The organism is uncultured Sulfitobacter sp., assembly GCF_947502895.1.
In the GTDB taxonomy this organism is placed as follows: domain Bacteria; phylum Pseudomonadota; class Alphaproteobacteria; order Rhodobacterales; family Rhodobacteraceae; genus Sulfitobacter.
Window position 1 is genome coordinate 880,832 of the sequence record NZ_CANNBM010000001.1, and the last position, 24,383, is coordinate 905,214.

A 24,383-nucleotide genomic window follows, 5' to 3' on the forward strand; every position below is an offset into this window, starting at 1 on the left:
AAATAAAAAACTCTCCATAACTAGTGGGATCAAGGGTGGCCCCCTACAATATTGAGTAGTACAGTATAGAAATGCCCCAGCGGCACCTTTGGTCAATCGGAGCAGACATGCAGCCTGTGATGTATTCACATCGTCTCAAAAGCGTCCTTCAGCACACAGTGCGGGAGTTGGGGCTGACCGTCTCATTGACCGATGAAAATGCAGGCCTGTCGCTTGCCGATAACGAAGCAATGATCCGCGAAACCGCATCATTGCTGCGCATCCAGCTGTCTATCGAGCATGGCGAGACTGGAACTTACGTTACTTTTTACCCGTAGAGCATGTTGTGCCAAAGAGAATTACGTCGGAGACACTAGATGTTTGAAAAATCGAAAACGGCTGAAATGCAACGCCTGAGGGCAGCGGGATTCTCTCTCGCCAATGCAGAGCGTCTGTCGCGCAACAAACGCGGACCCGGCAAGGCCATTGTCGCCAGTGCGGTGGTCGGACTGGTTTTGGTAGGCGGTATAATTGCCGTTGGCTTTGATATGACCCGTCAGGTTGATCAGGCTTTGCAAACAGCGACAAATGCGCAGCCCTCGTCCCCCGTTCCAGTACTGGCTGCCGCCCCCGTCATTGCACCTGCCGCTGCACCAGAATTCGTCGCCGTAAACGTGGCGAAGACCCAGCAGTCAGACGAGCAGTTGGGCGAAACAACACTGCGTGCGCTACAACAGAGCCGCCTGTCCCAGAGCCTTGCGGTGCAAGAGGCCGCTCAGGCCGCCAACACAGATCTGTTTTACCAGACCGAAACCGTCACGCGCGCAACAGGGGGTGTGTCCTCTACGCTTGACGCATTGACCTCTGCCGCCGTTCAGGAAATTGCACAGGAAGCGGTTGCTGAACCGGTCGAGACCTCGGCCACCGCCACAATTGAAGCCGACTGCGTAACCGAACTGGCCAGCCTCGTGCGCGGCGTCACCCTGCCCTTCAATCTGGCCAGCGCACGCTTGCCAGACGAAGACGCGCCTGTTCTGGGCAACGTGGTCGAGGGGCTCAACAACTGCCCCGATGCGCGCCTGATGGTTGCAGGCCACTCCGACAGTACAGGGCCCGAAATTGCGAATTTCCAGATGAGCTGGCAGCGCGCGGAAGCAACCATGTCGCGGCTGGTGGCGATGGGCGCCACCGAGGACCAGCTTGAGGCCATCGGCTTTGGCACCCGCGTGCCATTTGACCCAAACGTCCTATCCGATGCGCCTGAAAACCGCCGCGTTGATTTCCGCGTTCTGCGCCGTGAGGAGACGAACGGATGAGCCTTGCGCTGCTGCTTCGGTTTTTGATTATTCTGCTGGCAATGCTCGCGGCTGGCACAGTGGGATACGTCTATGCCCGCAATCAGGCCGAGCAACGCACAGCGCGGCAAATTGATATGCTCACTTCTGAAATCAGGAAAATGCGTCGCCGCACCAGTACTGCCGAGGCGGAACAGATTCGCGCTCAGGCGCGGCTGTCGCAGGAAAAGCGCCGCCAGCGGCGAGGCTAGTCCAGATTACGTCAGTTCAACCGAGAGGTCTTGCAGAACATCCAGCAGGCTTTCGACGTTGACCGTCTCTGGGTTCACGTCGTCCGTTGCGAAATAACGCATGTAGATTTCGCGCGTCTGCGCATCCATGCCTTGGTGCAGACCCATCGACCAGCGCGGGAACATCCGTTCACGCACGTCATAGCAGCCCATCAGGATGATATTGCTGTGCCGCGTGTCGCGCGCAATGCGATGATACAGGGCCGAAACCTCAACGCGACCACCCTCAAGGACCTGCAAGAAATGGTCGCCGTTGTAATGCAGCAAGCCCGATACATTCATGCGGCCATTGTTACGCTGGCACGTCTCAATCAACGCCTCGATATCAAGGCTCTCTGACGGGTTCCGTTGGCTGTAATACACCAGTCGCGTCAAGTTCATGTGGCTACCCGTTCCAAAGTTACATCATTTAGTAGGTATACTGTATCAGCGGCAACGACGAAGCCCAACTGCGAAATCATCCCTATCACGCCTTTTCTAACAAATTCTGCTAGACAGATCAGCACCGCACGCCCTAGCCTGAGCCACCTCGGATACAATCAGATGGACACAGTGGGATGACACAGACGGGCCGATGCTATTGTGGCGATATCACTTATGAAACGCATGCAGATCCTGTTTGGCAGGCGCAATGCCATTGCCGCGAATGCCAGTATATCTCGGGCGGCGGTCCCAACTATTTCATGATGATTCCCGAAGACGCGTTCAACTACACCAAAGGCATCCCGCAGCAGTTCAGTCGCAGTGATCTGGAAACGCCCCGCACACGCGATTTTTGCGGCAATTGCGGCACGCATTTGCTCACCCGCCTTCCCGGTCGCCCTCTGCTCGTGCTCAAGGTCGGCACACTGGATGATCCAAAGGCCTATACAGGGCCGGAAATGGCAATCTTTACCTGTGACCAGCAGCCCTTCCACGTGATCGCAGAAGGCCTGCCCACAGCAGACAAGCTGCCGCCCCCGCGCGACTAGATTGCGTCGATCATTATCAGTTCGGCCTCTTTACCGGTGCAGATACGGCGCGCAGCAGGGCCATACCCCTCTGTGCCCGATCTAAGGTCCGGAAACAGGTTCAACAACTCTTCTCGGGTCTGTGATGCCGTCGCATCAACAATATATCCCCCCGGCAAAAAGCTCTCGCTCAGCATGCCTTGGGTTTCGACGATCTGGTGATCGTCAAACAGCAGGTGAATATAAGTAACCCGCGCACAAGACGCAGGCCGGACTGTCTGGTCGTTCACCAAATCCTTGGCGGCAATCAGCACCTCATCAGCACCAAAGAGCAATTCAGCGCGCCACCCACTGACCAAAATGCGATGACGGGGCGAGACAAGCGTATCTTGCAGGGCGCCTAGGGTTCCCGCAGCTATTTTGATAGGCGCCAGATCACCAACGCCCGCAACAGTGCGCATCCCGATCCAGCGCACGGGCTGTGGACCATGGTCCAGTGTTTCTACCAGATCGCCTTTTTGAAGGCTTTCAATCAGGCGCGGGCCGTCTGGTGTGTCAATCATCGTCCCTGTTGTGAAACACGCAACCCCCGTATCTCCAGCCGAAATCGTCTCGAACACAATGGTATCCGGATTGGGCTGATTCCACTGAATCGTGGTCGTCGCCGTTTGAGGCCCCGTAGGCGGCTGTACGTTATCCGAAACAGCCCCCGCAGCCGCACCTGACAACGCGGTAATATTTTGCGTTCCGCCGCCAATATCGTAAAAATCAATAACCTGCGCTGGTGTAGTGCCGGTTTCGGTCAGGGCGTAAGCCTCGAAATTAGTCGCGCCGCCACCATCAGGGTCTGTCAGCAAAATCGGCAGGTTATCGGCAGAAAGGACATAGATCACCTCGCCGTTGTCAGGATCTGTCGTCACGGTGATACGCGGATCATCCAGCGTGATTTCAAACCCCAATACGCCCGTATCCTGATAGAAAGAGACGGTAAAATCCGCCGGATCATCCAACGGCCCCAAAGCCACTTCCAAAAACTCTGACACACCGGAATTTGTGGCCAGCGCGTTTGAATAATGCAGTTCACTTATACGTGCCATGACAGGTCCCTCTTTCGGTCAGAGAGAGAAATAAACAGCGTGCAGGGCAGGATTATGGTTAATCAAAGGTGAATTGAGGCAGGACGGATGCGCCGACACCGCATGAAAAAAGCCGCCCCAAAACAGGAGCGGCTTTCAAAATCTTGTGTCGTGCAGTGCAGCTTAGGCGGCCAAAGACGCCTGTGCCTGCTTAACAATCGCAGCGAATGCTTCGGGCTCGTTCACGGCCAGATCAGCCAGAACTTTGCGGTCAACTTCGATACCGGCAAGGTTCAGACCATTGATAAAGCGCGAGTATGTCAGCGCCTCGTCATGCATGCGAACGGCCGCGTTGATCCGCTGGATCCACAATGCGCGGAAGTTCCGCTTGCGTACCTTGCGGTCACGGGTTGCGTATTGATTGGCTTTGTCTACTGCCTGACGCGCGACCTTAAAGGTATTCTTGCGACGGCCGTAATAACCTTTTGCTGCCTTGACGACCTTGCGGTGACGGGCGTGGGTAACTGTACCACCTTTTGTACGTGACATATCGGCTCTCCTTAGCGGTCGTAGGGCATGAAGCCCTTGATGATCTTTGCATCCGGCTCGGACAATGCTGTCGTGCCGCGTGCGTTACGGATGAATTTCTTGCTCCGCTTGATCATGCCGTGCTGTTTCCCAGCCTGGCTACCGATGACCTTTCCGGTCGCCGAGATCTTAAAGCGCTTCTTCGCGCTCGACTTCGTCTTCATCTTGGGCATTTCTGTCTCCTGTCGTCTACAGTTGAAGCGCGCACTCGGCATGCCACTTGAGCCGGCCGCGCAGGAATGAATGCTGCCTATAGGACGCTCCGCGCCCTAACGCAATAGGGGATAAGCAGGCCCGTGCCGCTTAGGGCATGTAGCGGGCAATGACGTTTACAAACACGTCAGGTATCTCTTGCAGGTTATAGCCGCCCGGCTTTCCCTGAATAGCAAAAACAATCAGGCCGCCCGCGATCAGAATCGTAATCGCCGATGCCCGCGGCGCACGTTTGTCCGACAATGCTGACAAGATTGACGGAACCGACAATGCCGCAATGATAATACCCAAAACGAGCGCTAAATCCGTGTCCATGCATGATCTCCTGACTTCACGTTAACCAGACGTTACTCTGGATCAGCCGCGAAAATCAAACGCTCATCACATGGGGCCACACGCAAGATATTGGTGCTACCGGGTACGTTGAACGGCACACCTGCTGTCACCACCACAAAATCCGCCTCTGTCGCAAAGCCTTCTTCACGCGCCGCACGGGCCGCGCTGACCACCGCTTTCTTGAAACGGTCCAGCTCTTCTGTCAGCACACAGTTCACTCCCCAGCTCAGCGCCAGCCGCCGCGCAGTGCGCTTCAGGGGGGTAAGTGCGATGATTGGCACACGCGGACGCTCCCGCGCAATCAGCAGCGCCGTGGTGCCCGATTGGGTGAAACAACAGATCGCCTTTACGTCCGTTGTCTCCGCAATCTCGCGCGCAGCGGCAACGATTGCATCCGCAATGCCGGATCGCGTTGCGGTGCGGCTGCTCTCGATAATCTGGGTATAGGTCGGGTCTTTTTCGACCTCCATCGCGACATTGTCCATCGTGGTAACCGCCTCGACGGGATAGCTGCCCGCAGCTGATTCTGCCGACAACATCACCGCGTCCGCACCCTCATAGATCGCCGTCGCCACGTCAGACACCTCGGCACGGGTCGGCATCGGGCTCTCGATCATGCTCTCCAACATCTGGGTTGCGACGATCACAGGCTTACCGACAGCGCGGCAACGTCGCACCAGCCGTTTCTGGATCGGCGGCACGGCAGATACGGGCAATTCGACACCCAGATCGCCACGCGCAACCATGATGCCGTCGCTCACGGCCAGAATGTCGTCAAACCGCTCGACCGCCGATGGCTTTTCGATCTTTGACAGAATCGCCGCGCGCCCTTTGGCCAGCGCACGCGCCTCGTCCACATCCTCCGGCCGCTGCACAAAACTCAGCGCCAGCCAGTCGACGCCCAACTCGCAAACAAACTCCAGATCAGCGCGATCCTTATCGCTCAGTGCCGCCAGCGGCAGCACGACATCCGGCACGTTCACGCCCTTGCGGTTCGAAATCGTCCCGCCGGTCACAACTTCACAGTCAGCAAAATCCGCGCCACAAGTTTGCACGCGCAGTCTGATCTTGCCATCGTTCACCAACAGCGATGCGCCCTCTTCCAGCACGGCGAAAATCTCGGGGTGTGGCAGGCACACACGGCTGGCATCCCCTTCGGCGGGGTCCAGATCCAGACGGAAGGACGCGCCCACCACCAGCTCTTCACTGTCACCAGAAAAGACACCAACCCGCAGCTTGGGGCCTTGCAAGTCGGCCAGTATCCCGATGGTCGAACCTGTCTGCGCCTCGACCTCGCGGATCATCGCATGCTTGGCGCGAATTTCGTCATGGCTGCCATGGCTCATATTGAGGCGAAACACATCCGCGCCCGCTTTGTGCAGCTGGCCGATCATCTCAACGGTGTCAGAGGCAGGCCCCAGCGTTGCCAGAATTTTAACATTGCGTTGGCGTCTCATAATATCGCTCCTCTTGACCATATCAGGGTGATGTTAGCGCACACATACCCTCGTTTTCCTAGCCATATCGTTTGACCGCCCCCACTAAAAGCCGAAAACAGTTTCAATCTTGTGACAAGCGGCACTAGCTTGCACCTTGACGCCCGCGCCCCCGTCGCCATCTTCAACCAGAACCGCAAAGGAGCCACCTATGACTGCGCCCACCCAGACCGAGATCGAACTTCAGGCTGCTGCCTTCCGCCGCTTGCAAAAGCACCTGATGGAAGACCGCACCGATGTCCAAAACATCGACATGATGAACCTCACCGGATTTTGCCGCAACTGCCTGTCCCGCTGGTACCAAGAAGCCGCCGCAGAGCGCGGCATCGAAATCGGCAAAATGGAAGCTCGTGAGCTGTTTTACGGGATGAGCATGGACGACTGGAAAGCCAATTATCAAACCGACGCCAATGATGCACAAAAAGATGCGTTCAAAACCTCCTTTGCACAAAATGTGAAGGAATAGCGGTTACCGCACCGCGCCACAGCGCCACAATTAAGTAGCCTGCTATCCGCTGAACAGACCGTTGTTGACCAATATTCGGTGGATCATCTGCTCGGTGAAAGGTCGATTCAAAAGGCTCCAACCTGCACTATGCACAGGATCGTCGTCCTGCTGATCTTTGGTCAGAACGATATGCGCACCATGCTTGAGCAAGGTTTGCGCCCCGTCCAGCAGCATTACATTGCCAAAGTCCATTTCCAGAAATGCAGCAGTAAGGCGCGGCTCTCTGGCAAGAGCCGTTGCGATATCTTGAGGATGCCGCACATCAATCACGCGGCAAGGTCCGGTTGCTTTGAGTGACCCTAAAATATCTTCCGCGATAAACGCATCCGTGTCCTGTACAAGGAAAACAGGGACGCTCTGCGCAGCGGGTGATAACAAACTATCTTCGGCGTCTGACCGTGATTCTGGTGTATTCATTCGTGCTGTCTGGAACATATCCCGCTCTGCCGCATTAAACTACGACATAGCACGGAGGAATTACTTGTGACGACGAAATGCGTGAACTGCCCTCTCAGAACACTGTCGATCTTTGATCCGCTGGATGAACGCGAGATAGGATTCATGCAGAAATTCAAGGCCGGAGAACTTGAGGTCGAGCCCCAGACCACCCTGATGATGGAAGGATCAAACAGCCCCCAGCTTTATACTGTGCTTGAAGGGATGGGCCTACGTTACAAGACACTCGAAACCGGAGACCGAACCGTCATCAATTTTGTCCTGCCCGGTGATTTCATCGGGCTACAGGCTGGCGTGATGAAAGAGATGCAGCACTCTGTCGAAGCGACAACCGAAATGAAGCTCTGTGTATTTGACCGGAAAATGCTTTGGACGATGTTTCGTGACCACCCCGAGCGCGCCTTTGACCTGACTTGGATCGCAGCGGTAGAAGAGCATATTTTAGGCGAAAGCCTTGCTATTATCGGCCACTTGGACGGCCTAGCGCGGATCGCACGGGCCTTTGTTCGCCTGTTTGACCGCGCCGCCGCTCTGGGGATGCTGCAAGGGGCCGAAATGCCCCTGCCCTACCGCCAACAGGACCTCGCGGATTCGCTGGGTCTTTCGCTGGTACATACCAATAAAACGCTCAAAATCATGCGCGAAAAAGGCATCGCCGAATGGCGCAAGGGATCCCTTAACATACTAGACTACAAAGCAATGTGCGAAATGGCCCAACTCGACGTTGACCGTGAACCTATGACGCGTCCTCTGATTTGATCAGGGGCAGGCCTTAAACTGCCACCTTGCGCATCTCGTCCAGATAAATCTCGCGCAGGCGCAGCGCTACACTGCCCGGCACCCCCTCGCCTAACGCGACGCCGTCAATCTCGACCACAGGCATCACAAACGCACTGGCAGATGTTGTAAATGCCTCATCCGCCTCCTTAGCCTCATCAATGGTAAACGACCGCTCCTCGACCTCCATCTGCGCCTCACGCGCAAAACGCAGCACGGCCGCGCGGGTGATCCCGTGCAAAATCTCGTTGCCCAGATGCCGCGTGATGATCTTGTTGCCCTTCACGATATAGGCGTTGTTGCTCGTGCCTTCTGTGACGTATCCGTCCTCAATCATCCACGCATCGTCACAGCCCGCCTTCTTTGCCATCATTTTACCCATAGACGGGTACAACAGTTGCACTGTTTTGATGTCACGGCGGCCCCAGCGGATGTCCTCGATACTGATAATCTTTGCGCCGCGCTTGGCTGCAGGGCTGTCCGCCAATCCGGGCTTGTTCTGTGTGAATAAAACAATCGTCGGCTCGGTTGTTTCGGGATCGGGAAAGGCAAAATCACGGTCCCCGTCCGAGCCGCGCGTGATCTGGAGATAGATCAGCCCTTCATCAATCCCGTTCACACGGACCAACTCGCGGTGAACCTCCAACAAATCTTCCTTGCTGATCGGGTTGCGCATATCCAGCTCCCCCAGCGATCGGTTCAGCCGAACGGCATGGCCGTCAAAATCAATCAGCTTACCATCCAGCACAGAAGTTACTTCATAGACACCGTCCGCCATCAAAAAACCGCGATCAAAGATCGAAACAGTCGCTTCATTCTCGGGCAGGTATTCGCCGTTCACATAAACTGTCCGCATGGTCTTATCCCCAAAGCTCTGGGCTGGGTGGATGCACACCAGCCGTATCAAATTTCATCGCCGCAGCGCGGTCTTCGGCCAACAACAGCGGCCCGTCAAGATCGACAATTCTGGCCCCTTGGGCCACCAACATCGCAGGCGCCATCGCCAGCGACGAACCGACCATACAGCCCACCATCACGTCATAGCCCTCAGCCAGCGCCGCGTCGCGCAGCGCCAACGCCTCGGTCAATCCGCCCGTTTTATCCAGCTTGATGTTCACCATATCATACTTGCCCTTCAAAGAGGGCAAACTGCCACGGTCATGGCAGCTCTCGTCCGCACAGACAGGCACAGGGCGCTGCATCCCGATCAACGCATCATCCTCTCCCGCGGGCAAAGGCTGCTCCACCAAAGCTACGCCAAGACGCACCAGATGCGGCGCAAGATCGGCATAAACCTGCGCCGACCAGCCTTCGTTTGCATCCACAATGATCGTGCTGTCAGGCGCGCCCGCACGCACCGCCTCAAGCCGTGGCATGTCATCAGGCGTGCCCAGTTTAATCTTGAGAAGGGGCCGAAACGCGTTTTCCGCCGCCTGCGCACGCATCTTTTCGGGCATATCCAGCGACAAAGTATAAGCCGTGATCTCGGGCTTCAAAGGTGCAAGCCCTGCAAGCTCCCACACCGCTTTTCCACGGCACTTTGCCTCCAGATCCCACAACGCACAATCCACCGCATTGCGCGCAGCCCCCGCAGGCAACAGATCGTACAAGGCATCCCGCGTCAGCACACCGGACAACCCCTCAATCTGCGCAGTCACACTCTCCAGCGTCTCGCCGTAGCGCGCATAGGGCACACATTCGCCCATGCCCGTATGACCGCCATCGGAGATCCGGACAGTCAGCACCCGTGCCTCGGTCCGCGACCCGCGCGAGATCGTGAAAACCTGCGCCAGGCGAAACACGTCTGCCGTCACTTCAATCTGCATACCGTCCCCTCAAATCAAAGCACGCCCTCACCAGACGGCTTCTTTATTTTTCCCTTAAACTCAATCCCGTAACCACTACAGGTGCAAGGGTTCAAATCGCTTCCAACGCCTCGGCCAGACGCTCGGCCCCAAAGCGGAACGGATCAACTGCAGGCAAGCCCATCGCGGCCTCGACACCCTCCAGATAGGCCTTCGCCTCGGCGTCGGACATATGCTGGGTGTTCACGGCAAAACCAACGACCTGACAGGCGGGGTTGGCAACCCGCGCAAGGGTCAACGCCACATCACGGATCGCCGACATCTCCGGCACTTTATAATCAGGCAAACCGCGCATGTGCGGGCGCGTCGGCTCATGGCAGACGATCAGGGCATCAGGCTGGCCCCCATGGATCAACGCCAGCGTCACACCTGAATAGCTGACGTGGAACAGGCTGCCCTGCCCCTCGATCACATCCCAGTGATCCGCATCATTGTCAGGCGTCAGATACTCGATCGACCCCGCCATGAAATCGGCTACAACCGCGTCCAGCGGCACACCGTCGCCGGTGATCAAAATCCCCGTCTGGCCCGTTGCACGGAAGGTGCTTTTCATTCCCCGCGCGCGCATTGCGGCATCCAGCGCCAGCGCCGTATACATCTTTCCGACCGAACAATCGGTCCCGACCGCCAGTACCCGCTTGCCCGTCCGCTTGACGCCACTCGCAATCGGATACTCGACCGTTGGAATCCGCACATCATGCAAGGTGCGGCCATGTTCTGCCGCCGCTGCCACCAGATCTTCTTCTTCATTCAGCAAGTTGTGCAACCCCGAGGCCAGATCATATCCCATCGCCAGCGCCGCGATCAGCACCTCTTTCCAAGCAGCCGAGATATAGCCGCCGCGGTTGGCTACACCAATAACCAGCGTCTTGGCCCCTGCCGCCTTTGCATGGGCAAGTGTCATGTCCTGCAATCCCACGTCGGCCTTGCACCCTTCCATGCGCAGCTGCCCCACAGCATTTTCCGGGCGCCAGTCCTTGATCCCTTGGGCCACTTTGGCAGCCAATTGGTCAGGCGCATCGCCCAAAAACAGCAGGTAGGGTGTCTGGATCATGGTCCGAATCTCCATTTGAGGATGAATTTCGCGCAGATTGCCGCAAATTCATCGCAATTCAATTGCACATTTGCCGCATATCACCATCTGGGCGCATAAATCTCCGACATCTGGCCTTATCTACGCACAAATCGTGCAACGCTTCAAATTGCTGCGTGTGCAAAATACCCTTGCAGCCAAAGGCGCAATTTTATAACCCCATCGGGCAATTATACGACATTTTATGTCCCATAAGGATCAGCAGTCATGAGCTTTCGCCTCCAACCCACTCCCCCAGCCCGCCCCAACCGCTGCCAGCTGTTCGGCCCGGGCTCCAATACCAAGCTGTTTGCCAAAATGGCCGCCTCTGCCGCTGATGTCATCAATCTCGACCTCGAAGACAGCGTCGCCCCGACCGACAAAGACATCGCCCGCGCCAATGTGATCGAAGCAATCAACACCGTTGATTGGGGCAACAAAACCCTGTCCGTGCGCATCAACAGCCTCGACACGCCCTACTGGTACCGCGATGTTGTTGACCTGCTCGAGCAGGCATCCGAACGCCTCGATCAAATTATGATCCCGAAAGTCGGTTGCGCAGCAGATGTCTACGCCGTCGATGCGCTCGTCACGGCCGTAGAGGCCGCAAAAGGCCGTACAAAACGCATCGCACTCGAAGTGATCATCGAATCCGCTGCTGGTATCGCCCATGTAGAAGAAATCGCCGCGTCCTCCCCCCGCTTGGAGGCAATGAGCCTCGGTGCAGCCGATTTTGCAGCCTCCATGGGGATGCAAACCACCGGCATCGGCGGCACGCAAGAAAATTACTATATGCTGCATGAAGGCAATAAATACTGGTCCGACCCATGGCATTGGGCACAAACCGCAATCGTTGCCGCATGCCGCACCCATGGCATTTTGCCTGTGGACGGACCGTTCGGTGATTTCTCGGACGAAGAAGGCTGCCGCGCGCAGGCGCGCCGTTCTGCAACCCTCGGCATGGTCGGGAAATGGGCGATCCACCCCAAACAAATCGCAATCAGCAACGAGGTTTTCACCCCGTCGGACGAAGCAGTGGCAGAAGCCCGCGAAATCCTCGCAGCTATGGAAACTGCAAAGGCAAACGGCGAAGGTGCTACCGTCTACAAGGGCCGTCTTGTGGATATCGCGTCCATCAAACAGGCCGAAGTCATCGTGCGCCAATCGGAAATGATCAACGGCTAAACGCGTTCTGACCTAGAAACTACAATCGGCCCGCACTCTGCGGGCCGTTTTGCGTTTAGGTCAATATGATTGGACTTTTGGTCTGCAACGCCCCGCTGCGCGAAAAATCATGTTTGGTCATATACAGCGAGATACCCAATATCATCCCCAACAGACCAATCAGCAAATAGTTAACCAAAGACATAAATTGCCACCATTCAAACACATTCTGGCCACAATCTGCGCGGCACACGCAGGACGTGCAAGCATCGGTGTGAAAACAGACTGTTTCCAGAATCAGGCACGTTCGTCTTTCGGCGACCCCATCACAACATAAGACGTGATCGTAGCAACCTGTGGCAATGCCCCCAGATGATCGGTGTGGAAACGTTTATAGTCAGTCAGATCAGCACATTCGATCCGTAACAGATATTCAATCGTTCCGGTGATGTTATGACACTCACGGACTTCGGGCGCCCGCGCCACCGCCCGCTCGAACGCCTCCTGGCTGGCCTTGGTATGGTTGCTTAGTCCCACACCGATGTAGGCAACAAACCCTGCCCCCATGGCGGCACGGTCCAACACCGCGCGATAGCCCTTGATCACGCCACGCCGCTCCAGCTCCTGCACACGGCGCAAGCAGGCCGAGGGCGACAGGCCGACACGCTCGGCCAGTTCCAAATTGCTGATCCGCCCATCACGCTCCAAGACACGCAATATATGTTCGGATTTGTCGTCCATATCAGCCATTTGTTGTCATCTTTCCAAAAATTTAGCCACTTTTGCAATTTCATGCACGAGGTTTCAATCAATCATTGCGCCATGAATATTGAAACACTTACCGCACTGGCGGTCTTTGCCTTCGTCAGCTCCGCCACACCGGGGCCGAACAACCTGATGCTTATGGCCTCGGGGGCCAACTTCGGCTTTCGCCGCTCCATCCCGCATATGTTGGGCATCTCCATCGGCTTCATGATTATGATGTTCGCCGTAGGCGCCGGGTTGGTGCAGATATTTGACCGCTTTCCGATAATCTATGACGTGCTGAAAATTGCCAGCGTGATCTATATGCTCTGGCTCGCATGGAAAATCGCGAACGCCGCTGCCATCACCAAAACCGCACAGGCAGGCGCACCCATGACCTTTCTTCAGGCCGCCGCCTTCCAATGGGTCAACCCAAAAGCATGGGCCATGGCCCTCACCGCCATCACCGTCTACGTGGGCGATGCCGCGATGGTCTGGCTGGCCGTGGCAGCATTCATGTTCGCCTTCGTCAACCTGCCCTCGGTCTCCATCTGGACGATTGCAGGACAGCAAATGCAGCGGTTCCTTACCAACCCGCGCCGCCTGCGTGCCTATAACTGGACCATGGCCGCCCTGCTGATTGCCTCGCTCTACCCGGTTCTGGGTCTCTAACCGCCGTTGCATCGCCCCTGAATCATAGCCATATAAGGCATTGTACCAGTACGGAGCGCGTCATGACCCAATATATGGATTTCGAAAAACCTCTCGCCGAGATTGAGGGAAAGGCCGAAGAGCTGCGTGCGATGGCACGGCGCGACCCTGACACCGACGTCAGCCAAGAGGCCTCTGCCCTCGATGCCAAAGCAGTCAAAATGCTGGATGATCTATATAAAAACCTAACCCCTTGGCGCAAATGTCAGGTGGCCCGCCATCCCGACCGCCCCCATTGCCGCGACTACATCGAGGCGCTGTTCACCGAATATACCCCCCTCGCGGGCGACCGTAATTTCGCGGACGATCACGCCGTCATGGGCGGACTTGCACGGTTCAACGACACGCCTGTCATGGTAATCGGCCATGAAAAAGGCAACGATACCAAATCGCGGATCGAGCGTAATTTCGGCATGGCCCGCCCCGAAGGCTACCGCAAGGCTGTGCGCCTGATGGAGATGGCCCACCGTTTCGGCTTGCCGGTCATCACACTGGTCGACACGCCAGGCGCCTACCCCGGCAAAGGCGCCGAAGAACGCGGCCAGTCCGAGGCAATCGCCCGCGCTACACAAAAATGCCTGGAAATCGGCGTGCCGCTTGTCAGCGTCATCATTGGCGAGGGCGGCTCTGGCGGCGCAGTGGCTTTTGCCACCGCCAACCGCGTGGCGATGCTGGAACACTCTGTCTATTCCGTCATCTCGCCCGAAGGCTGTGCGTCGATCCTTTGGAAAGACGCCGAGAAAATGCGCGAAGCTGCCGAGGCGCTGCGCCTGACAGCCCAAGACCTAAAACAACTGGGCGTGAACGACCGCATCATACCCGAGCCAAAAGGCGGCGCGCACCGCAACCCCCAAGCAGCGATTGGTGCCGTGGCCGAGGCCATCTCAGAAATGCTGACTTCGCTCGAAGGCAAGACCCCCCGAGAGCTGATCAAACACCGCCGCGAGAAATACCTCGACATGGGCGACAGAGGGCTGGCAGCCTGATCACTCTCTACCCTATCGCACAAAACCTGCCGGGCGCGCTGACAATCATGACGCGGCCGCAAGTCCTGCCCGATGATATCGCTTTGCTTCCGGCAAGCGGCATAGACATAGTTGTATCAATGCTCGAACCCGCCGAGGCGGCCGAAATTGGCCTCGCCAAACAGGCCAACGCCTGCGCTTCCCTCGGCCTCACCTATCTCACCCATCCCATCCGCGACATGCATCTGCCCGACCCTGCGCCATTCGCTGCATTTGCGAACAACATCGCAGAGCGCCTTAGAGGCGGCGCTCATATTGCGGTTCATTGCTATGCCAGCATTGGTCGCTCGGGCCTGCTTGCCTGCACAGTGCTGGGTCACTTCGGCTACAGCAGCCATACCGCCCTCGCCCACGTCAGCAAGATGCGCGGCCAACCCGTCCCGGACACAACAGCCCAGACAGATTTCCTACATCAGACCATGGTCACACCCTCGGCCTGACGCACACCGCGCTTCTTTATTTTTCCAATAAACTCAATCCCGCCCCAACTACGGACGCCACCAGCTGCAAATCCCGCTCAGCTGGCCAACATACGCAGCCCCTGCGTTACGTCCGAACGGACTGCCAACCGCAATCCCGGCTCGTCCCCCGCCCGCAATGCCGCAATAATCAGGCGGTGGAATTGCGGCGGCTCGGTACGGCGCAATCGACCATAAAGCGCCCGCATTGTCGGCCCCATCTGCAACCAGACAGTCTCGGCCATGGCCAACATCGCTGGCGCTTGGGCGCGCAAATAGAGGGTTCGGTGAAACTCCAGATTCGTCTGGATATAGGTCACGGCATCGCGATGCGCGACAGCCTCGGCCACTTTGGCATTGATGTTCTGCAACCGCTCGATCAGCGCCAGATGCGCGCGTGGCAAAGCGCGGCTGGCCAGCTCCACCTCGATCAAGGCCCGCAGGGCCGCCAACTCCTCGATCCGCTCATTGCTCAGCGCGGGTGTCGCGATCCGTCCCGAGTTTGACATGCTCAGCGCGCCTTCGGCAGCCAAGCGGCGCACGGCCTCCCGCGCGGGCGTCATGGACACACCGTACTCCTTGCCAATCCCGCGCAGCGTCAACGCCTGACCCGGCGCGATGTCACCGTGCATAATTCGGGTCCGTAACCGGCGGTAAACACGGTCATGGGCCAATGGGGCGGGGTCAACGGGACGGGGATTTAAATTCATAGTCTTTTGTGATCACAAACAGTTTGATGGTCAAGCTTCGGATCCCGTCGCATTCAATATGTAACCTTGACGTAACTTTTCCCGACGGATATGTCACCTAAGGGTTACTAAACCCGGAAGGACAGCCAATGATCACACCTGACACAATAGCCACAGTGCGCATGATCGCCTTTGCACTCGCTGGGCTGATGTGCGGCGGCTACGCTCTGGCCGCACTCTGGGGTATCCCCTCCCAGAACCTGCCGCATTTTCTCCCCCTCGGCGCGGGGATCATCGCAGCCATTGCATTTGCTCTCGCTGCCCTGATTGTAGGCCCGCAAAACACAAACGCCGCGTTGGACGAAAGCTACCACACCGACCGTCGCACTGCCGCCAGTACCGGCTTCTGGGCTGCGATCGTAATCGGCACCACCCTCTGGCTCACCAGTACAGGCGGCACACTCCAACTCGCCATTACCCTCACGGGCGCATCTGCTGTATTTCTTCTCACCCACGCATTGCTGGATTTCCGAGGCAGCAGATGAACCTGATCGTCCATCTTGCCCGCTATAGAAAAGCTGCCGGCATGACCCAAGCGGAGCTGGCCACAGCCGCAGGTGTATCGCGCAAGACAATCAACACCGTAGAAAACAGCGTGTTTACCCCCTCCACCACCCTCGCGCTAACGCTGGCCCGCGTGCTGAACGTCAGCGTGCATGATCTCTTTGAACTCCCTCCCGAAAGGAACTGACATGAACGCATGGATTCTCTTGTTTGTCGCTGGCCTCTTCGAGGTCGTCTGGGCCTCCGCCATGAAGGCCTCCAACGGCTTTACCGTGACCGGCCCCAGCATTCTCACAGGTGTGGCTGCCTTCATCAGCTTCTGGTTACTCGCCATGGCGATGAAGGACTTGCCGTTGGGCACCGCCTATGTGGTCTGGGTAGGCATTGGCGCGATCGGTGCAGCCCTCGTCGGTATTGTCTTGTTCGGCGAAGAAGCAACCACCATGCGCCTCGCAGGCATCGCACTGGTCGCGGCCGGGATCGCCACTCTGAAGTTCGCTTAAAACTTGTAACGGTGCAGCGTACTGCCGTGACTGCGCAGCCATCTGCGTGGTGCAGCGTAATCGCCATAGATGCGCGTCACCTCGGCCCAGAACGAGGGCGAATGATTCATCTGCGCCAGATGCGCCACCTCATGGGCCGCGACATAATCCAACACCTCGGGCGGGGCCATAATCAGGCGCCATGAGTACATCAACCCACCGTCCGAGGTGCATGACCCCCAGCGCGAGCGCGTATCGCGCAGCGACAATCGGGTATAACTGCGCCCCAATCGCGCGGCATAGTCGTCACTGGCTCCCGCCAATCGGTCGCGCGCGATTTCTTTCAAATGCGCCGCCAGCCGTGCGCCCATGCGCGCGGACGGGCCAGGCACGAATATTCCTTCGGGCGTGATCTGCACCCGCCGCCCCGTGCCAGCTTGCACGCGGTACATCTTGCCGCCCAGCGGCAGCTCTGCTCCTTCGCCCACCACAACATCCTCGCCGCGCGCGGACAAATGCTTGCGAATCCACCCTTCCTTGCTGCGGGCAAATTCCAACGCCTCATGCTCGGCCAGACGTTTCGGCATGGTTAAAGTAACACGCCCGTCCAATTGGCTTATGCGCAACGATATCCGCTTGGCCTGCGCAGAACGGCGCAAGATCAGGGGAATCGGCGGCTCTCCGGGGAGATGCGGGTCAGACATGCAGGGCTCGCGGCGTTGGGACAGATAGGCATTGGGCTGGACAGCACCCGTTGCATATGGCATTTGCGCTGAATCACTAAAGACAACACCATCCAGACACAACAGCAGCACTCAAAAAGGGGAAGCACATGCCCAACGAAGAATGGGGAACCAAGCGCCTCTGCCCCACCACGGGCAAGCGTTTCTACGACTTGAACAAAGACCCGATCATCAGCCCCTACACGGGCGAAGTGGTAGAAGTAGACCAGTCCAAATCACGCATGATCGCCGCAGATGCGGCCGATGCGGCCACGACCAAAGCAAAAGCAGCCGAGGTCAAGGACGACGAAGATCTGGTAGATGACGACGATGTAGATGTAGATCTGGACGACGATCTGCTGGACGATGACGAAGACGATGATGATACGGTTCCGCTCGAAGAAATCGCGGATGTCGCATCACCCGAAGACGACAGCTGATATCAGTCGGCGGGGCATTGCGTTTTTCGCTTGATCCCGCCGCTTCTTATGCCTAGTAGACAGCGCATCGGCCCTAACGGGGCGATGCACACAGCCCCAAGGGGCTGCACGACCCGTCCCCCAAGGGACACCAATCCACGCTTGCGTGATTTGGGGCATTAGCTCAGCTGGGAGAGCGCCTGCATGGCATGCAGGAGGTCAGCGGTTCGATCCCGCTATGCTCCACCAAACCATTCCCAGAGCCGCAGCACGACATCAGCCAGCCGCTCTTGCCTGCGCTTACAGACTTCAGATCTATTCAACGGGAAACACGTCATTCGTACGAATGCAGGTGGACCGTGTCATCAGCAATTCAAGATTCTCTACAATTTCAAAGCCACACAAAATGCGTTTCTCATACATTTGGGAGTTTGATCAGGAGTGGTGAAACCAGCACCATCTCATCTTGAGCTTTAGGCCAAGCTGCTGAGAAATGATTGCCGATGCCCGCAAAATAGATACGCCCCGTTTCAGGGCATTCCTCATTTTCATTGGAGAACGCTGCTTTCTTGGCTCCCTGATGCGGTTACCCCTATACCCGCGTTAAAGCCTACTGAAAACCTGAGTTGCCCCTCTACACAAGAATTCGTGACAAAATGAGACTGACGAAAATAGCTTCACACCTCTCGAAATGATAACACGAAAATTCAAATTAATTCACCTTCAAGGCCATGACCAATTAAAAGTGATAGGTATGATCTAAGCTTCGATTTGAACGGTCATGAATGGCGACAAGGCCTTGTACAGCTCTGCGAGCCTACGTGGTTGCAGCTGAACCCTTAAATCCAAATTTTACAGCAGCACCAACATATCTGAAATCTGCCTTGTCTGAATAGAACCGGCCTAGAACAGCAAAGACTTGTCCCCCCCCCACTCGTCCCATCTTCTTTATAAAGGTAATGTACGCGGATCACCTGCTCGGTCCAAACGGTGGCATCTTGATTGCTAAGTAGAAAAGCTCTTCATAAAATTCGTATACCAAAGTCTGAACTCGTATTCATCAGAGAACAGTACTTAATAGATCAGTGCTTCAAGTGTTTTGAATACCGAATGCTATGGCATCTCTAAAATATGGAAAGGCCAAACTATTGATATTGCCCCTAATACGATTTGGTTCTTGACTTTTATGTGCACCAACTTTCTCTTACTCAAGACCCCAGTACCGGCTTTTAAGGGCAATAGATTTGTTTTTTGTTTTTACCGAAACGGCTTTTAACATTCTGACTTCCTTTTCCGAAGCAGGTTCCGAAGGCATATTCACGCACCATGTAGACTTTGCCCGCTGCGTTGTAGCCCAAGCTGGTCAAGGAAAAGCTGCCTGGGGAACATGCATGTACACTTGGTACGAAAGCTTGAGTTTTGATTTTTGGATAACCGCGACAGCTTTATTCGTTGCGTATCTTACGTTCGCATACTGGCGCACATTCGGATTAATAAGCGTATTTATTTGGGCTTTTGCCATCATTGCAGGCGCAAGCCTTCTGGTCGCTTCGCAGAGCCTGTTGTTCCCTGAAACTGCCTTTTGGGCCAAGCAAGCGACTGCAGACCGTATCACACAAATGGCAGTTGCTGTTCTTGCTGTCGTCTATCTGCCGCGCCTTATGATTGGGTTACGTTCGCAGATGATCTCGCCGCGCTCGACAACACGTTTCGAAGGCGGAATGCGCCCCCTGCCCAGCCAATGGGTTGCAATTAACAAGCTCATCGAGAACTGCGGCGGCGGCGACGACTCCGCGAATGACACGCTAGAGCGCACGCCATACGAAGGCAAAATTGTGAGTATCAATTCGAGCTAGGGGACAGGCAAGACTTCAATTGTTAGAAATTTCGAGCGCCTTTCTAACCTGCCACGGGTAGATTCCGGACAGACCGCTTCTATGCATCCAGTCAATCTAGTAGTGTCGTACTACAACGCGTGGAGCAACCAGATGGAGCCTGATCCGGAGTATGCGATCGTCCGGCATCTGATCGCCGACAGGCGAGTGATGTGGCCCTATGGCTGGTTGGCTGTCCCCGCATGGCGCATCATTGCGAAAACGATTTCATCCGCCGTACGATCACTCGGGGGCTTAAAGCTCAAAGTGTCAACAGTAAGCGTAGAGGGCGGGCTTACACCAAATCCGCCAAGCCTGAACTGGACACGAACTCTGGAAAACCTCGCATGGTGCACGTGGAAACGTGGGCCTGGCGGCAGAAACGGTGCGTCTCTTGTGCTGATTGTTGATGACGTGGACCGCTGCGCGCCCCTTGTTGCGCAAAACTATGTCACTCTTCTTCGGCGCGGCCTGAACCTGCCCCATTTGGCAATCGTACTACCCTACACAGCCAATCAACTCCGTTACAAAGTCTTCGACCCTCTATCAGTCGATCTACCCGACCTTGGATCTTCTATGGAGGCGGCCCAAGCCGATCTTGTGCTCGGCAACGGCGGACGTCAAAGTCCCTTTGAAAAACATGCCATCGGGAGCCGTGAAGACATTCTAAACGGGCTATCTGATGATTTCGATGCTTTGATAAAACTGCGGCGGGATGGAGTGTTAACTGGCGCAGGAAAAACCAACGATACCGGCTCCAAAACCACTGGTAGTTGGGTGGAGGCAATGAACACCTGGGAACTGATGCGCCGGGAGCGCCTGAACCAGAGTTACATTCAGATGGTACAGGGCCCTGATTCAACAGATCTACAAACGACTGAGGAAAAGGGGGGCGAACGAAAGCGTAGAACCCCCACAGTCGACAGACAACTGCTGCGCCAATTTGAAAGTAAATACGTTTCAGACGCGCCAATTCTTTTGCCACGGCTCAGCTATCTTGACATCGTTCAAATCGTGATGGACCTTCCTTCAGTGAAAAGTGTTGTTTTTGGATCTGTCGAACAACAAGATGACGGCGTAAAAGCAACGCTTCAGTACATCATAGAGCAATCTTGCATTAAACCAGCGCACCGGTTCGCCTGTTCCACAAAGTTCACCAAGCCTGATTTTATAACCGACACAAGACTGGGCGCTATCGAAGACGAGCTGAGCTTTGAAGCACAGCGCAAGCGCACTGCCATTGAACCAAGTAAATTTGAGGCCGTCATGGCAGAATGGAATGCACCTTCGATCCGCACCGTCATCGCCGCAACAGAGCACCTCATGCAAGACGATGAGTTTGTATTGGCGATGGCGCGGATGAATGAAAAAACTGTACAATCGTCCGCCTTTGACGAAAATCGCTATGCAGTACTTTTGAACGGTTTCGACCAGATTGTCCTTAACGCTTACAGCTACTTGGTGGAATGATATGGCAGATGAGAACCAGTCGAGCACATCTAACTTCGAAGAAACTCAGAACCTCCGAGATGTTGTCGAAAAAGACAGTAGCAGAAGCAATGACCAGATTAGCAACGAGTCAAAGCAGGATGACCTAAGCACCGAGAACCCAATGGTTCGGCGCCTCATGGATACGTTTTGGCGCGAAGTAATAGGCTAGGATTTACAATTTCGTGTGCCCGACCGTACAAATCTATCTACTAACTCAGCGCCGAGATTGCCAAGAAACTCAAGCCTAGTATTAGACCAGAAAACTCAACTCATTCTTGAAGAGCTATTTTACCAACTGATTGACAGAAACGACTTCAGCAGGGGCAATCTCAGAAAAATCGGGCGCTTCCGTTCAATGACATCAGGGCAGGTACCGGCCAGTACGGTTTCAAACACACTTGGCAAAATCGAGGTTTCTGGTTCCACAAACACAGATACAAACCGCCCCTCGTCTGTACCCATGGAAGCCATTCCAGTCACCATGCCTGAAGCGGTTTCCTTCACGGATACAGAACTGGGCCTGGAGCGATCCCCGTTAAGTTACTCTTTCGATGATGGCATCGCCCTGTTGTCGGATGCTCTTCGAAAAAATGCCCGTGACACATCACGCGTTGCAGCGCTTATGGTCAAATATTTTGCACCCATGATTGCCAGAAACGTCAGTGGCGATAGTTCGGTTTCCAGTGAAAAAGTTCTGGATTCGGCGATTGCCTTGCTCGCACCCGTTGCCCGAAATCCAGAGTTGAACGAAGCCGTTATCAAAATTGTACCGGCGCTGCGCCAGTTGTTGGGCAGTGGACTGATAAGCGAACAGCAAGGTTCTGCTTTTGGCCCCCTAGAGATCGGAGAGATCCAGAGCCTGACTGGTCTCGCCACGCTTGGCTCCATTGCAATCAGGGGGATGTCGCGGAGGCAGGAATATGAATCATGGACAGTGATTTATTATCACGAAGTTCTTCGCATGATCGCAAACATGAGCCTTGGCGAAACAGACCGTACCAATCTGGATAGAGTGCTTGAAAGCAGCGCGAATAATCTGGCAGCGGGTATCGGCCGCATGAAACAAAACAGCGCCAACTCGGTACTTTACCCCGAGGTCTGGAACAAACTGAGCAACGATCTCATTAAAACCTCGACCTTGCTTGCCGATACCCGCTCAACCAAAGCACCAGAAGACATCGACATGATTGCAGGTCAGTTCGGTATAAAAACAACAGACGAAGACAACGTCCCATTCGCAGCAGAATTATGGTCAAATCGGCTTAGCGGGTTTCACATGGTTTCCGTACCCGATCTTGAGGTACATCATCTCCTTCTGAAGGCGCTAAGGTACACGGTTGTCGGATTGTTGCGCGAACCCATAGGGCTTTCACAGAATGTCAGCTCCGCATTTTTCAACGCTGGTGTAGAGCTTATACGGATCAAAGATCGCGCGCACGAGGTGACGGCCCTTCGAATGATTGTGAACGGTATTGGCATTCTTGGAGCGCTTCGCTCCAGCCAGAACTTTTTCGAAGCCATGGTCGTAAATGATGGTGTAGATTGCCTCGTGAATTTGATGGGCAGCACCGCGGATAGAGTAGGACAACCAAACGCCGAGCTACCCCTCCGGGAAGTTGGTCGGTTGATGACTGTTGCAGGGGCCATTGCAGATGGTTTCGGAGCGAGCGAACCAAGAAGTGTAGACAAAATCAAACGGTCAATTGAATTGCTAACAGAAAACGACATTCAGCCGTCAGAAGAACAGCTTGGTCCAGATGATTTGGCCGAGACCATAAGACTGCTTGTCAACAGAGTAGGCCAGTCCCAAGGGGTGCAAATAGAAATTCCGATTGGTTCAAAAGTGGCAGAGTTCGCACCATTCTTGCGGGAAGCATATGCAGTTACCCTGCCCGCGTTTGCGGATCAGCTAGTCGATGGAGGTGGCACAGAGGCATTTGATGCAAAAGTTAAAATGTCGACCTACCTAACCGACTTTATCCGAAACATGATGAGCGGTACTGACGATCCCTATGAGTTGATCCGCATTTCCTATGACACCCCAGTACGGGAGACGGGCGAGACGATCGGCACGATCGGACCACTTATCGCTATCGGCATGCAATCCGAAGACGTATGGCAGGCTGAATGTCAGAAAGCGTTGGGCTTCGACCTGCAAGGCAGGATGGAGGAAGTGATCATCAGCGCCTTTTCAAAATTTCTCCCGTCAACGAGCGAGGTCACACAGACAGCGGTTTCACCACCAGCTTCGAACGATGGTGCGGGGGGATTACCCACGGGTACCGATCCATCTATCGAAAGCCTCGTGCGGCAAAACCCAGAAGCAGCGGCCAGAATAATTGCGCAGCTGTTGCAGCAGCCCAGCGAGCTGGAAAACGGGCAACCCTCGGAGGATTGAGAATTGCTGCCGTGTTCTAGGCACAGATTTCCGTCCAGCCTGTAGCCATAAACCGGACACCGTTTGACAAGACATCCAAAGGCGAAACCTTCCGTTCCGGATGGGGATACGTAAGAGCGCTTTCTTTTCTCGGTAATGGTTTCAAACCGATCTTTGAAACGGTGCAAGCGAACTCCGCGTAAATCTGCCGTCTGCTTATACGTGGTCACCGCTCAGGTCTGGAGCCCGCACTGGCGAGACCAAGGGCCCAAGGCCGAAAGATCTGCCTCCTTGCTCAAAAATGGGAGACTGGACCTGCCCCGCTTTTGTGCCGCCCCAATTGTTCGTTCTAGCCACCTTCTGGTCGAAAGCGACGAAGCTTTTGCAGCCAAATGCTGAATGGCGGCGTCGTGGATTGTAGAAGCCATTGATGTATTCGAAAATGACCATCTCAGCATTCGGTTCAGGCACCCTATTGCGCATGGGAAATGTCCATGTTCCCATTCCGGCGCTGGCAAAACGCGACCCTACTGGAGGTTGATCTGATCTGCCCTGACGCATGGTTTCCCGCCGATTGGCTGGGCGTGGCCGATTACCGCGCGCTCGGTGTGCTGACCACCCTTGTGCCCACAGGGACATTACCGCGCCAAACAGCCGTTTATCGCCCCGCTACCGTGGCCGAATGTCACCGCTTTGCCCGCCGTGGCCCTGACGCGGGGCTGGTACCTGTGGCATCGGCCCTGTTCCACCATATGGACTAGC

30 protein-coding genes, 1 tRNA gene and 1 pseudogene are annotated in these 24,383 nt (G+C 55.7%); 19 read left to right on the forward strand and 13 right to left on the reverse strand.

Annotation, left to right across the window (positions count from 1 at the left end):
* The first annotated feature begins 119 nt into the window (after positions 1 to 119).
* Genes Q0903_RS04510 through Q0903_RS04520 form a run of 3 tightly spaced genes read left to right on the forward strand, consistent with a single transcriptional unit; the run spans position 120 to position 1,525 of the window.
* Positions 120 to 317 carry a hypothetical protein gene (locus Q0903_RS04510; protein ID WP_299413217.1) on the forward strand — a complete coding sequence of 66 codons (198 nt, stop codon included), beginning with the start codon at positions 120 to 122 and terminating at the stop codon, positions 315 to 317.
* A 39-nt stretch (positions 318 to 356) separates the two neighbouring features.
* On the forward strand, positions 357 to 1,295 hold the full coding sequence (locus tag Q0903_RS04515) for an OmpA family protein (RefSeq protein WP_299413219.1): 939 nt from the start codon (positions 357 to 359) through the stop codon (positions 1,293 to 1,295).
* On the forward strand, positions 1,292 to 1,525 hold the full coding sequence (locus tag Q0903_RS04520) for a hypothetical protein (protein WP_299025682.1): 234 nt from the start codon (positions 1,292 to 1,294) through the stop codon (positions 1,523 to 1,525). The genes Q0903_RS04515 and Q0903_RS04520 overlap by 4 nt, the downstream gene beginning before the upstream one ends.
* Positions 1,526 to 1,531: 6 nt before the next feature.
* Here the strand turns inward: Q0903_RS04520 and Q0903_RS04525 are convergent, their stop codons facing one another.
* The gene (locus Q0903_RS04525; RefSeq protein WP_299413222.1) at positions 1,532 to 1,945 is read right to left on the reverse strand and encodes a BLUF domain-containing protein; all 414 of its coding nucleotides are present in this window, start codon (positions 1,943 to 1,945) and stop codon (positions 1,532 to 1,534) included.
* A 176-nt stretch (positions 1,946 to 2,121) separates the two neighbouring features.
* On the opposite strand from Q0903_RS04525, the gene Q0903_RS04530 reads away from it, so the two are divergent.
* Positions 2,122 to 2,535 (forward strand): GFA family protein, encoded by a 414-nt coding sequence (locus tag Q0903_RS04530; protein WP_299413224.1) that lies wholly within the window; start codon positions 2,122 to 2,124, stop codon positions 2,533 to 2,535.
* On the opposite strand, the gene Q0903_RS04535 is transcribed toward Q0903_RS04530, so the two are convergent.
* The 5 genes from Q0903_RS04535 to pyk form a co-directional block, all read right to left on the reverse strand.
* Positions 2,532 to 3,611: a Hint domain-containing protein gene (locus tag Q0903_RS04535; RefSeq protein WP_299413226.1), complete on the reverse strand. Its 1,080-nt coding sequence runs from the start codon at positions 3,609 to 3,611 to the stop codon at positions 2,532 to 2,534. The genes Q0903_RS04530 and Q0903_RS04535 overlap by 4 nt on opposite strands.
* 162 nt (positions 3,612 to 3,773) lie before the next feature.
* A complete protein-coding gene (rplT, locus tag Q0903_RS04540; RefSeq protein WP_299025693.1) occupies positions 3,774 to 4,139 on the reverse strand; it encodes a 50S ribosomal protein L20 in 366 nt (121 codons plus the stop codon).
* 11 nt (positions 4,140 to 4,150) lie between these two features.
* Positions 4,151 to 4,351 carry a 50S ribosomal protein L35 gene (gene rpmI / locus Q0903_RS04545; protein ID WP_025059312.1) on the reverse strand — a complete coding sequence of 67 codons (201 nt, stop codon included), beginning with the start codon at positions 4,349 to 4,351 and terminating at the stop codon, positions 4,151 to 4,153.
* 130 nt (positions 4,352 to 4,481) lie between these two features.
* Positions 4,482 to 4,706 carry a hypothetical protein gene (locus tag Q0903_RS04550; protein ID WP_299025703.1) on the reverse strand — a complete coding sequence of 75 codons (225 nt, stop codon included), beginning with the start codon at positions 4,704 to 4,706 and terminating at the stop codon, positions 4,482 to 4,484.
* Positions 4,707 to 4,738: 32 nt separating this feature from the next.
* A complete protein-coding gene (gene pyk / locus Q0903_RS04555; RefSeq protein ID WP_299025706.1) occupies positions 4,739 to 6,184 on the reverse strand; it encodes a pyruvate kinase in 1,446 nt (481 codons plus the stop codon).
* Positions 6,185 to 6,374: 190 nt separating this feature from the next.
* Here pyk and Q0903_RS04560 point away from each other — a divergent pair, with 190 nt between their 5' ends.
* Positions 6,375 to 6,689 carry a DUF1244 domain-containing protein gene (locus Q0903_RS04560; protein ID WP_299413230.1) on the forward strand — a complete coding sequence of 105 codons (315 nt, stop codon included), beginning with the start codon at positions 6,375 to 6,377 and terminating at the stop codon, positions 6,687 to 6,689.
* A gap of 42 nt (positions 6,690 to 6,731) precedes the next feature.
* Here Q0903_RS04560 and Q0903_RS04565 read toward each other — a convergent pair whose 3' ends face one another.
* Positions 6,732 to 7,148 (reverse strand): hypothetical protein, encoded by a 417-nt coding sequence (locus Q0903_RS04565; protein ID WP_299413233.1) that lies wholly within the window; start codon positions 7,146 to 7,148, stop codon positions 6,732 to 6,734.
* A 66-nt stretch (positions 7,149 to 7,214) separates the two neighbouring features.
* Here Q0903_RS04565 and Q0903_RS04570 point away from each other — a divergent pair, with 66 nt between their 5' ends.
* Positions 7,215 to 7,946 (forward strand): Crp/Fnr family transcriptional regulator, encoded by a 732-nt coding sequence (locus tag Q0903_RS04570; protein WP_299025715.1) that lies wholly within the window; start codon positions 7,215 to 7,217, stop codon positions 7,944 to 7,946.
* A 13-nt stretch (positions 7,947 to 7,959) separates the two neighbouring features.
* Here Q0903_RS04570 and Q0903_RS04575 read toward each other — a convergent pair whose 3' ends face one another.
* From Q0903_RS04575 to dgcN, 3 genes are all read right to left on the reverse strand, one after another.
* Positions 7,960 to 8,820, reverse strand: coding sequence for a D-amino-acid transaminase (locus tag Q0903_RS04575; RefSeq protein WP_299413236.1), 861 nt, complete (start codon positions 8,818 to 8,820; stop codon positions 7,960 to 7,962).
* Positions 8,821 to 8,824: 4 nt separating this feature from the next.
* Positions 8,825 to 9,790: an N-acetyl-D-Glu racemase DgcA gene (gene dgcA / locus Q0903_RS04580; RefSeq protein ID WP_299413238.1), complete on the reverse strand. Its 966-nt coding sequence runs from the start codon at positions 9,788 to 9,790 to the stop codon at positions 8,825 to 8,827.
* A gap of 91 nt (positions 9,791 to 9,881) precedes the next feature.
* Complete coding sequence (gene dgcN, locus Q0903_RS04585) at positions 9,882 to 10,883, reverse strand: N-acetyltransferase DgcN (protein ID WP_299413240.1); 1,002 nt, start codon at positions 10,881 to 10,883, stop codon at positions 9,882 to 9,884.
* A gap of 246 nt (positions 10,884 to 11,129) precedes the next feature.
* On the opposite strand from dgcN, the gene Q0903_RS04590 reads away from it, so the two are divergent.
* A complete protein-coding gene (locus tag Q0903_RS04590) occupies positions 11,130 to 12,086 on the forward strand; it encodes an L-malyl-CoA/beta-methylmalyl-CoA lyase (protein WP_299413242.1) in 957 nt (318 codons plus the stop codon).
* A 276-nt stretch (positions 12,087 to 12,362) separates the two neighbouring features.
* Here Q0903_RS04590 and Q0903_RS04595 read toward each other — a convergent pair whose 3' ends face one another.
* Positions 12,363 to 12,815 carry an Lrp/AsnC family transcriptional regulator gene (locus Q0903_RS04595; protein WP_299413247.1) on the reverse strand — a complete coding sequence of 151 codons (453 nt, stop codon included), beginning with the start codon at positions 12,813 to 12,815 and terminating at the stop codon, positions 12,363 to 12,365.
* A 72-nt stretch (positions 12,816 to 12,887) separates the two neighbouring features.
* Between Q0903_RS04595 and Q0903_RS04600 the strand changes: the two genes are divergently transcribed.
* The 3 genes from Q0903_RS04600 to Q0903_RS04610 all read left to right on the forward strand — a co-directional run bounded on the left by Q0903_RS04600 (position 12,888) and on the right by Q0903_RS04610 (position 14,985).
* On the forward strand, positions 12,888 to 13,481 hold the full coding sequence (locus Q0903_RS04600) for a LysE family translocator (RefSeq protein WP_299413249.1): 594 nt from the start codon (positions 12,888 to 12,890) through the stop codon (positions 13,479 to 13,481).
* 62 nt (positions 13,482 to 13,543) lie between these two features.
* A complete protein-coding gene (locus tag Q0903_RS04605) occupies positions 13,544 to 14,506 on the forward strand; it encodes an acetyl-CoA carboxylase carboxyltransferase subunit alpha (RefSeq protein ID WP_299413252.1) in 963 nt (320 codons plus the stop codon).
* A gap of 47 nt (positions 14,507 to 14,553) precedes the next feature.
* The gene (locus Q0903_RS04610; protein ID WP_299413255.1) at positions 14,554 to 14,985 is read left to right on the forward strand and encodes a hypothetical protein; all 432 of its coding nucleotides are present in this window, start codon (positions 14,554 to 14,556) and stop codon (positions 14,983 to 14,985) included.
* 77 nt (positions 14,986 to 15,062) lie between these two features.
* On the opposite strand, the gene Q0903_RS04615 is transcribed toward Q0903_RS04610, so the two are convergent.
* Positions 15,063 to 15,713, reverse strand: a complete 651-nt coding sequence (locus tag Q0903_RS04615) for a GntR family transcriptional regulator (protein ID WP_299025738.1) — start codon at positions 15,711 to 15,713, stop codon at positions 15,063 to 15,065.
* Positions 15,714 to 15,841: 128 nt separating this feature from the next.
* On the opposite strand from Q0903_RS04615, the gene Q0903_RS04620 reads away from it, so the two are divergent.
* From Q0903_RS04620 to Q0903_RS04630, 3 genes are read left to right on the forward strand one after another with little or no spacing between them, the layout of a single operon-like run.
* Positions 15,842 to 16,237, forward strand: a complete 396-nt coding sequence (locus Q0903_RS04620; RefSeq protein ID WP_299413257.1) for a hypothetical protein — start codon at positions 15,842 to 15,844, stop codon at positions 16,235 to 16,237.
* Complete coding sequence (locus Q0903_RS04625; protein ID WP_299025742.1) at positions 16,234 to 16,443, forward strand: helix-turn-helix transcriptional regulator; 210 nt, start codon at positions 16,234 to 16,236, stop codon at positions 16,441 to 16,443. The genes Q0903_RS04620 and Q0903_RS04625 overlap by 4 nt, the downstream gene beginning before the upstream one ends.
* A 1-nt stretch (position 16,444) precedes the next feature.
* Positions 16,445 to 16,759, forward strand: a complete 315-nt coding sequence (locus Q0903_RS04630) for a multidrug efflux SMR transporter (RefSeq protein WP_299413260.1) — start codon at positions 16,445 to 16,447, stop codon at positions 16,757 to 16,759.
* Here Q0903_RS04630 and Q0903_RS04635 read toward each other — a convergent pair.
* Positions 16,756 to 17,442 (reverse strand): SprT family zinc-dependent metalloprotease, encoded by a 687-nt coding sequence (locus Q0903_RS04635; protein WP_299414476.1) that lies wholly within the window; start codon positions 17,440 to 17,442, stop codon positions 16,756 to 16,758. The genes Q0903_RS04630 and Q0903_RS04635 overlap by 4 nt on opposite strands.
* Before the next feature lie 128 nt (positions 17,443 to 17,570).
* Here Q0903_RS04635 and Q0903_RS04640 point away from each other — a divergent pair, with 128 nt between their 5' ends.
* The 6 genes and pseudogenes from Q0903_RS04640 to Q0903_RS04665 all read left to right on the forward strand — a co-directional run bounded on the left by Q0903_RS04640 (position 17,571) and on the right by Q0903_RS04665 (position 24,382).
* Positions 17,571 to 17,900: a TIGR02300 family protein gene (locus Q0903_RS04640; RefSeq protein WP_299025745.1), complete on the forward strand. Its 330-nt coding sequence runs from the start codon at positions 17,571 to 17,573 to the stop codon at positions 17,898 to 17,900.
* Positions 17,901 to 18,052: 152 nt separating this feature from the next.
* Positions 18,053 to 18,128: transfer RNA gene (locus Q0903_RS04645), tRNA-Ala, on the forward strand.
* 995 nt (positions 18,129 to 19,123) lie between these two features.
* Positions 19,124 to 19,735, forward strand: a complete 612-nt coding sequence (locus Q0903_RS04650) for a hypothetical protein (RefSeq protein ID WP_299413262.1) — start codon at positions 19,124 to 19,126, stop codon at positions 19,733 to 19,735.
* 12 nt (positions 19,736 to 19,747) lie between these two features.
* Positions 19,748 to 21,223 (forward strand): annotated as a pseudogene (locus Q0903_RS04655) (hypothetical protein); the annotation flags it as partial.
* A gap of 205 nt (positions 21,224 to 21,428) precedes the next feature.
* Positions 21,429 to 23,642: a hypothetical protein gene (locus tag Q0903_RS04660; RefSeq protein ID WP_299413266.1), complete on the forward strand. Its 2,214-nt coding sequence runs from the start codon at positions 21,429 to 21,431 to the stop codon at positions 23,640 to 23,642.
* A gap of 473 nt (positions 23,643 to 24,115) precedes the next feature.
* Complete coding sequence (locus tag Q0903_RS04665) at positions 24,116 to 24,382, forward strand: hypothetical protein (protein WP_299413268.1); 267 nt, start codon at positions 24,116 to 24,118, stop codon at positions 24,380 to 24,382.
* The last annotated feature ends 1 nt before the right edge of the window (position 24,383 follow it).